Here is a 7666-nt window from a genome sequence, read left to right as displayed (position 1 = left end):
TTCATTAGCCTGCTCGATAAACAGTCGGGTGAGCTGCCGATATTTATCCGGGTCACAATCTGACTCGCTGTAAAAACGCTGATATTTGCTCTCTTGCGAGATGGCGACAAAAGCCGCTTCATCCGCTGGCTGCATATCGCGCAGGATAAGACGGTTGGTTTCAAGCTTGAACATAACTTCCTTGTTAATCTCAGAGGTGGGTATCAAGTGCCGTAGGGTGCAATGAACGAAGTGAATTGCACCGCTTATATGGTTACAGAAAGTGTAATGATTGGAAGGTAGAGGTGATGACGTGAATATTCGAATACGCTTCGCTATTGAAACCAATGTCCCTTGAGCAACAAGGTCACTATACAGTCCAATCTACCAAGTGTTCAGCATTCAATATAACATTTTTCACCGTAGGCATAAGGATCATCTCTCCAGCAACAATCGTGAAGCTAAATCGGTACTCCTTTTCTGTGGAGAAAGATGGCGGCTTAACAAAAGCCATATCTGAAATTTTTTTCATAAAGTGTTCTATCGTAAAGTCGCTGGTATCAGATATATGAATTTCACGACTTAAGTAAGACACGGGTTCATGTCGGCAGTAAATTGACAAATTTTCTAATGATATATTTGGATCGACAATGTGATTACCTGAGTGACGTCCGGAGAGAATGCGATTACGGAGTAGTTTTGAAAGTTCAATTCCAAGGCTATGAGTTTTTGATGCTGTCATATACCAACAATCATCGTAATTTGGAAATAATCCAACAGCATCTCGCTTTTTTCTAACGCGTGATACGCAAAAAATGAATCCGTTAAGAGCTTCTCGATGGATTTTTGCTCGAGTGTCTCGTATCTTGAGTGATTTTTCTGTACATTCAATAATATGAAGATTTTCTATAGCAGCGCTCATGCTCCCCATTATTCTTGGTTGGTTCTCATCTCCTCCTACACTGATTGCTCCCTGTAGGATGAAATTGAACCATTTAGGCTCAATCTCAACTGTTCCGTCAAAATTGAGTACAAAAAAGTGTTTACCTTCACCATCATCGACGATTTGATCACTTTCTATATCTCTATACTCATATAACGTACCCAGCTTTATTGTTTTTCCGGTTTTCAAATTGTCTTTTTTGTAGCAGTTTTTTGCTAGAAGCATCCTCATTACTCCGTTTTAAATTTATCTCGTATGTTGGGCCAAACATCGTAGGTTGGTGCTGAACGAAGTGAAGCCCAACGTTCGACAATATCCAAATTGCTTACATCGACTTCAGTCGCCCCTGAAAATGGCGGTAAACATCGTCGTTATTAAAGCCATCCACATTCTGGCTGGAGAAAATAAGCGGGGTCGCGCCTTGCGCCAGCGCCAGTTTTTGCGCTTCAACCACCAGCGTATTGATCAGTACCATGCCGGAGATGGAAGAGAAGGCGCCGGTGACGCGCTCATTGACTTCGCACAGGCCGTCGCCCGGCGGTACGCAGTTGTCCAGTATCAGATCGGCCAGATCCATCAACTTCTGGCCCGATGGGTGGCGGCTCGGGTTTTGTGCCGATTGCTCAACCGATGTAATCGCGATCACTTTGTGGCCGCGCTCCCTGGCGAGCTGGGCCCACTCGATGGGCAGGGCATTGCGTCCTGAGTTGGAGATCACCACCATCAGATCCCCCGGCGCAATGGGTTGCTCATCCCACAGGATGGCGGCAAGCCCCGGCAGCTTCTCCAGCGCTGAGCTGCGCAGGGCGCCATCGGCGGTAGTGACGGTAGAGTCGAGCACTGCGTTGATATTGCCAAGGCCGCCAGCACGGATAAACCCCTCCAGCCCGACCATATGGGAGTGCCCGGTGCCGAGCATATGGATCATCTTGTTATGGACGATGGCCTCGCTAAACCAGTGGGCCGCCTGCCGGATCCCGGCTTCGTTCTGGCTGACCATGGTAGCGATGCGCGCGTGCAGTTTTTCGACGTACTCAAACATAACGGGTTGGAATTCCTTCGCTGTTGATTGTGTGGTTTATGGCATTTGTTATCGCGGCGAGTGGGTGCTGGCCGGTGGCGTTGTCACGGCATCTACGGCAAAAAATACGCTACCGCCCGTGGATTACAGCTTCCAGTCTGCTGCTGTTAACCGGAGATATGACGGGAGGGCATGGTGGCATGATGTGACCCCTCCTAAGCAAGGTTGCCAAGCGGGACATGGTAACTGATGGCGGAGGGGGGAAAAACGGCACGCGGCGAGAAACCGGCCGGGGATCAACAAATGGATGAGCGAGCGCGGTTTATATGTGCAGGGACCGGTTGGCCGTCGTGTATGGATGGGCGCGGCATGGCTCAATACTCGAGAAACTTCTCCCCGCAGCGTTCGCAGATCAGATGTTTTACATGGGTGGCCTGATAGGCGAGGGTCTGACCGAATACCGCATTGGTCAGGCTGCTGGAGCGAAAGGCGTGCCAGAAGGCTTTGCGCGGGTCTTTGGGCATCACATCCTGGCTGTGATCCCGTGGCACCAGCACCACGATATGGCGGGTGCGCTCCCTGCATTTGTCACAGCGATGGATTTCACTCGGCGGGTTCTGGTCGTGCGGGTTGCTCATAAAGAGGCTCGTGAAGAGAGTGCACGCCCATCATATCCATCTCCACTTGGCTCTCAATCTCTGCTTGCTGGCGCAGTGAGCAGGCTCACGTTTTGATGTGCAGTTGGCTAGCGGAAGAAGTGAATTATCAAGGCGCGGGCGTGAGCCCCCGCCGTGATGTAAGGTTCAAGCCGACTCGTGCAGAGTGTTGGCATGGGCAAGCCAGGCTTCTTCGGTGACGATACGTACCGAGTGTCCTTTCTCCTGCAACAACATGGCCTTTTCGATTTTTCTGCCGTATGAGGAGAAGCGCCAATCCCGCGAACTGAGCTCACCGAGGATGAGGTAATCAAGTTTCTGTGTGACCGAGTCTTGGGGAGTTGCACCCAATAGCAGGGCTGTTTCCTCGCATTGTCGACGTGTACCGGAAAGAAACATGCCGGTGAAGCAGACAGTACAGTCATATAGGGTATCTATTTCGGCATCACTGATGGCCATCTTGGTCGCCATACCAGTGACAGCACCCTGCTCGAAGGGATTGCCGATAAACAACATTAATTGTTGCTGCAACTCTTCTCTCTCTGCGGCAGTAATGATGCCATCCAAAAGGATGCGCTCCACCGTCTGATACAGCTGTTTTCCGGGATAGTGGGCCCTCAGCATGCTGTTTTGTTTCATCCACCAACTCAGGTAATGGATCTCGTCATCGGACAGCTGTTGATCTCCAATCAACCCCTGACAGAGCCCCTCGAGTAATAGCTTGTCTGATTCCTCTGAATAGAAGTCGACGCCCGGTAGATGACGATATGTTTCCATCAGACGAGGAAGTGTACTCATAAGGTGGACTTTTTCTTCTTCACACAACTTACCGTCTTGCAGCACATTAGCGACCATTTCCCGTAGCTCACGAAAGATCCAGCTGTTGAGGCTGGTACTCTCTTTGAGCCAAGTATCCAGATAAAGGATCTCCTGCTCATCGATGACACTGTCTGCGACTATGCCATCCAGGATCCCCATCAGATTATTCAACTGCTTGTCGCGGTTGCGTGCTGCATTGTAGTTAGCGACTGGCTGGCCATGACGATTCAATTCACCCATTGCATGATCCCTTGCTGGTTACAAAGAGAGTGGGAACTACCCGTAGAGAGATGGATCGCTGCGGGTGTAACTGATGACTTCATCATATAAAACTTGGCTTCAATCAGGCCAGAAGACTTGCCTGCCATTAGTCACGCATGTGAGCTTTGTCGAAAAATGGTTTCCTGGAAAATTGGAGAGAGATGCCCTTGCTTGCCGATTGGCGGGCCAACTCATGTTTATCTCCTGAGTTGCGGGAACTCAGGCTGACTCCCGCTTTTGCAGATTGGGGGTGATGATATGGCGGTTGGGGGCGAGCTCGGGTTGCTGCATCCGGGTCAACAGCCGCCTTGCCGCCTGACGGCCGATTTCACGGGCCGGTGAGCTGACGAAGGTGAGGGCGGGGGAGGTGAGTTCGGCCTCCGCCACATCGTCAAAGCCGAGCAGCGCCACCTGCTGGCCGATGTAGTTGTCCTTGCCCACGGTGCGCCCGCTCGCCTCCACCCCGTAAATGCCACCGAGTGCCACCTCGGGATAGTGACAGAGCACGGCGGTCACCTTGGGGTGCTGGTGCAGCAGTTGGGCGATGGTGTCGGCGGCGCTGCGCTGGGTGCGTTCGCACTCCAGTACCCACTCCGGTTTGAAGGGGAGGCCATATTGCAGCAGGCTGGCGCAGTAGCCGCCGATGCGCTCGGCGCGGGTGAGGGAGTCGGCCCGTCCGCCGACGTAGGCGATATGGCGGTGGCCCTGTTCGATGAGATAAGTGGTGGCCTGCTTGGCGGCGTGGGTATTGTCTGGGCCGATAAAGTCGACGTCATCCCGATAGTAGGAGCGGGCGGCGCACACCACCGGCAGCTCGGAGTCGAGCAGGGTCTCCAGGGTTTTGGCCGCCGCGCCGCGCACCGGATTGAAGATGATCCCCGCCACCCCCTGCCGTGACAGGGAGTGAATGCTCTGCTGCAATCGCTCCGGGCTGTGGCCGCACTGAGTCAGAAACAGCAGATAGCCCTGCTGCTCCAGCACCTCGCTCACCCCGGCGGTCACTTCGGTATAGAAGGGGTCGGTGATGTCGCGCAGGATCAGCCCCACCAGATTGGACTGCTGGCTGCGCAGGTTGGCGGCGGCGCTGTTGGGCACGTAGTCGAGCTCTTTTATCGCCTGCTGCACCCGCTCGGCGGTGGCGGGGGAGATGCGCCCCTTGCCGTTGAGCACCATGGAGACGGTGGTGACCGATACTCCCGCCCGCTGGGCGACATCGGTGATCTTGGTGGCTTTGGCAGAGAGGGATTTGGGCGACATAGGGCGAACGGACGATGGCATGTTGAGAGCGAGGCCCCAGCATACCTGCTCAGATGCTCAAGTGAAACGTTACATCACCATTGGGCCGATCCGGCTCACAAATTTGGAACCTGCTGCCAGCCAGCCCCCTTATTCTGTGATCCTGTCGGCACTTGTAGTTTGATAAAACGTTTTATCATCCAGCAAAACCTGATGCTGACCCGCGCCTTTGTTTCGAGATTGCTTCGAGATTGCCTCGAGCGGGGGAGGGCAGCCGCAGATATTGCTGTTTATTCACAAGGAGCCGTTTCATGGCCAAGCCTCAAGCCAAATCCACCATCTGGGAGTTCCTGCAGAGCCTCGGCAAGACCTTTATGTTGCCGGTCGCCCTGCTGGCCTTCTCGGGCATCCTGCTCGGTGTCGGCAGCTCGCTCACCAGCGATGCGGTCAAGCAGAGCATGCCCTTTCTCGACAATACCGTGCTGCAACTGCTGTTCCTCTGGATGACCAAGGTGGGGCTGGTGGCCTTTATCTACCTGCCGGTGATGTTTGCGGTGGCCATTCCGCTCGGGCTGGCGCGAGAAGAGAAGGGGGTCGCGGCCTTTGCCGGTTTCGTCGGCTATGCGGCGCTCAACCTCTCCATCAACTTCTACCTCACCGTGGCCAACGTCATCGGTGACGCGGCTGCGGAGAAGGCCTACGGGGTGAAATCCATCCTCGGCATCAGCTCCATCGACACCGGGATTCTGGGGGCCATCATCGTCGGGGTGATCGTCGCCAAGTTGCACGCCCGTTTCTACACCTACAAGATGCCCGATGCGCTCGCCTTCTTCGGCGGCGCCCGCTTCGTGCCCATCATCACTGTATTAGTGCTGGGTGTAGTCGGTCTGGTCGTGCCGTTCGCCTGGCCCTGGTTTGCCGCCGGCATTAACGGTATCGGGGCGCTCATCTCCCACGCTGGCCCCTTTGGCCCCTTCCTGTTCGGTACCGGTGAGCGCCTGCTGCTACCACTCGGTCTGCACCACATTCTGGTGGCGCTGATCCGCTTTACCGAAGCGGGCGGCACCCAGCTGGTATGCGGTCACGAGGTGAGCGGCGCCCTCAATATCTTCTACGCCGAGCTCTCTTGCGCCGACACCACCGGCTTCTCGGTCTCTGCCACCTCTTTCCTCTCTCAGGGCAAGATGCCTGCCTTCCTCGGCGGCCTGCCGGGTGCGGCGCTCGCCATGTATCACTGCGCACGGCCGGAAAATCGCGGCAAGATCAAGGCGCTGCTTGTCTCTGGTGTGGTGGCCTGCGTCATCGGCGGTATCACAGAGCCGCTTGAGTTCCTGTTCCTGTTCGTGGCACCTGTGCTCTACGTCATTCACGCCATCCTGACCGGGCTCGGCTTTATGACCATGGGGCTGCTCGGCGTTACCATCGGCAACACCGACGGCAACCTCATCGATTTTCTGGTGTTCGGCGTGCTGCAAGGCACCGCCACCAAGTGGTATCTGGTGCCGGTCGCGGCCGCCATCTGGTTTGCCATCTACTACAGCGTGTTCCGCTTCGCCATCGTGCGCTTCAACCTGAAAACCCCCGGTCGGGAAATTGAGACCAGCGAAGCTGCCCAGCCCGCAGGCAAGAAGGCAGGCAACAGCGGTTACAACGGTGAAATCATCCTCAACGCCCTGGGCGGTGCCGATAACATCCTCGCGCTCGATAACTGCATTACCCGCCTGCGGATGTCGGTGCAGGACATGAGCCGGGTCGATGACAAGGTATTGAAGGCGAACGGCGCCATCGGGGTGATCAAGCTCGACGAGCATAACCTGCAGGTGGTGATCGGCCCGCAGGTGCATCTGGTGAAAAACCAGCTGCAGAGCCTGATGGGGGCCTGAATCGGCCAATAAAATCCGAACGGGGGGCGCAAGCCCCCCTTGTTTGCCTCTCCCAATATGTCTCCTGTTTATGGAGGGAGAAAATTCATGCACGATATTTATGACTTAGACCGCGTGGTCGACCGCCACGGCACCTACTGTACCCAGTGGGACTATGTAGCCGACCGTTTTGGCCATGCCGACCTGCTCCCCTTTACCATCTCCGACATGGATTTTGAGACAGCCCCCTGCATTCGCCAGACGCTGGCAACCCGCCTTGAGCACGGGGTCTTTGGCTACAGCCGCTGGAATCACGACGACTTCAAGGGGGCGGTGAGCAACTGGTTTGCCAGCCGCTACGGGGCGAGCCTCGACCCCGACACGCTGGTCTATGGCCCCTCGGTCATCTATGTGATTGCCCAGCTGGTGAGCCTCTGGTCGGCGCCGGGGGAGGGGGTGCTGGTGCATACCCCTGCCTACGACGCTTTCGGCAATATGCTGGCCGCCAACGACAGGGTGCTGCTGCCCTGTCCGCTTAAAAAAGAGCAAGGGAGTTACCACATTGACTGGACCAGCTTCGAGCAGCAAGCCGCTCGCCCCGATTGTCGGATTTTGCTGCTCTGCAGCCCCCACAACCCCACCGGCCGGGTCTGGACGCGGGATGAACTCGGCCGGATGGCCGCCATCTGCCAGCGCCACGGAGTCAAGGTGATCTCGGACGACATCCATATGGATGTGAGCTTTGCCCGCTACCTGCCGTGGAGTGAAGTAGCGCCGGATGACCACTGGGCGCTGGTGAGCTCGGGCTCCAAATCCTTCAATATTCCCGCTCTTGGCGGCGCCTACGCTTTTATTGCCAATGCCGAGGCGCGGGCCGCCTATCTGCAGC

The 7666-nt window shown here is 55.8% G+C and carries 7 protein-coding genes and 1 pseudogene; 2 read left to right on the top strand and 6 right to left on the bottom strand.

Annotated features, from left to right (window positions below; translation table 11 throughout):
• The 6 genes and pseudogenes from LD28_RS23940 to LD28_RS0101285 form a co-directional block, all read right to left on the bottom strand.
• Window positions 1-174: pseudogene (locus LD28_RS23940) on the bottom strand (GNAT family N-acetyltransferase); the annotation flags it as partial.
• 175 nt (window positions 175-349) lie between these two features.
• The gene (locus LD28_RS22790) at window positions 350-1147 is read right to left on the bottom strand and encodes a hypothetical protein (protein ID WP_156120068.1); all 798 of its coding nucleotides are present in this window, start codon (window positions 1145-1147) and stop codon (window positions 350-352) included.
• A 100-nt stretch (window positions 1148-1247) separates the two neighbouring features.
• Window positions 1248-1964: a sugar isomerase domain-containing protein gene (locus tag LD28_RS0101300; protein WP_033135232.1), complete on the bottom strand. Its 717-nt coding sequence runs from the start codon at window positions 1962-1964 to the stop codon at window positions 1248-1250.
• 353 nt (window positions 1965-2317) lie between these two features.
• On the bottom strand, window positions 2318-2581 hold the full coding sequence (locus tag LD28_RS0101295; RefSeq protein ID WP_033135231.1) for a hypothetical protein: 264 nt from the start codon (window positions 2579-2581) through the stop codon (window positions 2318-2320).
• Between the two features lie 165 nt (window positions 2582-2746).
• A complete protein-coding gene (locus tag LD28_RS0101290) occupies window positions 2747-3658 on the bottom strand; it encodes a BRCT domain-containing protein (RefSeq protein WP_033135230.1) in 912 nt (303 codons plus the stop codon).
• Between the two features lie 240 nt (window positions 3659-3898).
• Window positions 3899-4936 (bottom strand): Mal regulon transcriptional regulator MalI, encoded by a 1038-nt coding sequence (locus LD28_RS0101285; protein ID WP_033135229.1) that lies wholly within the window; start codon window positions 4934-4936, stop codon window positions 3899-3901.
• Between the two features lie 290 nt (window positions 4937-5226).
• Between LD28_RS0101285 and malX the strand changes: the two genes are divergently transcribed.
• Both malX and LD28_RS0101275 read left to right on the top strand, forming a co-directional pair.
• On the top strand, window positions 5227-6798 hold the full coding sequence (gene malX / locus LD28_RS0101280) for a maltose/glucose-specific PTS transporter subunit IIBC (RefSeq protein WP_033135228.1): 1572 nt from the start codon (window positions 5227-5229) through the stop codon (window positions 6796-6798).
• Window positions 6799-6885: 87 nt separating this feature from the next.
• A partial coding sequence (locus LD28_RS0101275) for a MalY/PatB family protein (RefSeq protein ID WP_033135227.1) occupies window positions 6886-7666 on the top strand: 781 nt, incomplete at its 3' end.

The sequence above is a fragment of the Aeromonas finlandensis genome, assembly GCF_000764645.1.
Lineage (GTDB): Bacteria > Pseudomonadota > Gammaproteobacteria > Enterobacterales > Aeromonadaceae > Aeromonas > Aeromonas finlandensis.
The sequence above is the reverse complement of the archived record's forward strand: the minus strand, read 5'-3'. Positions and strand labels throughout refer to the sequence as shown.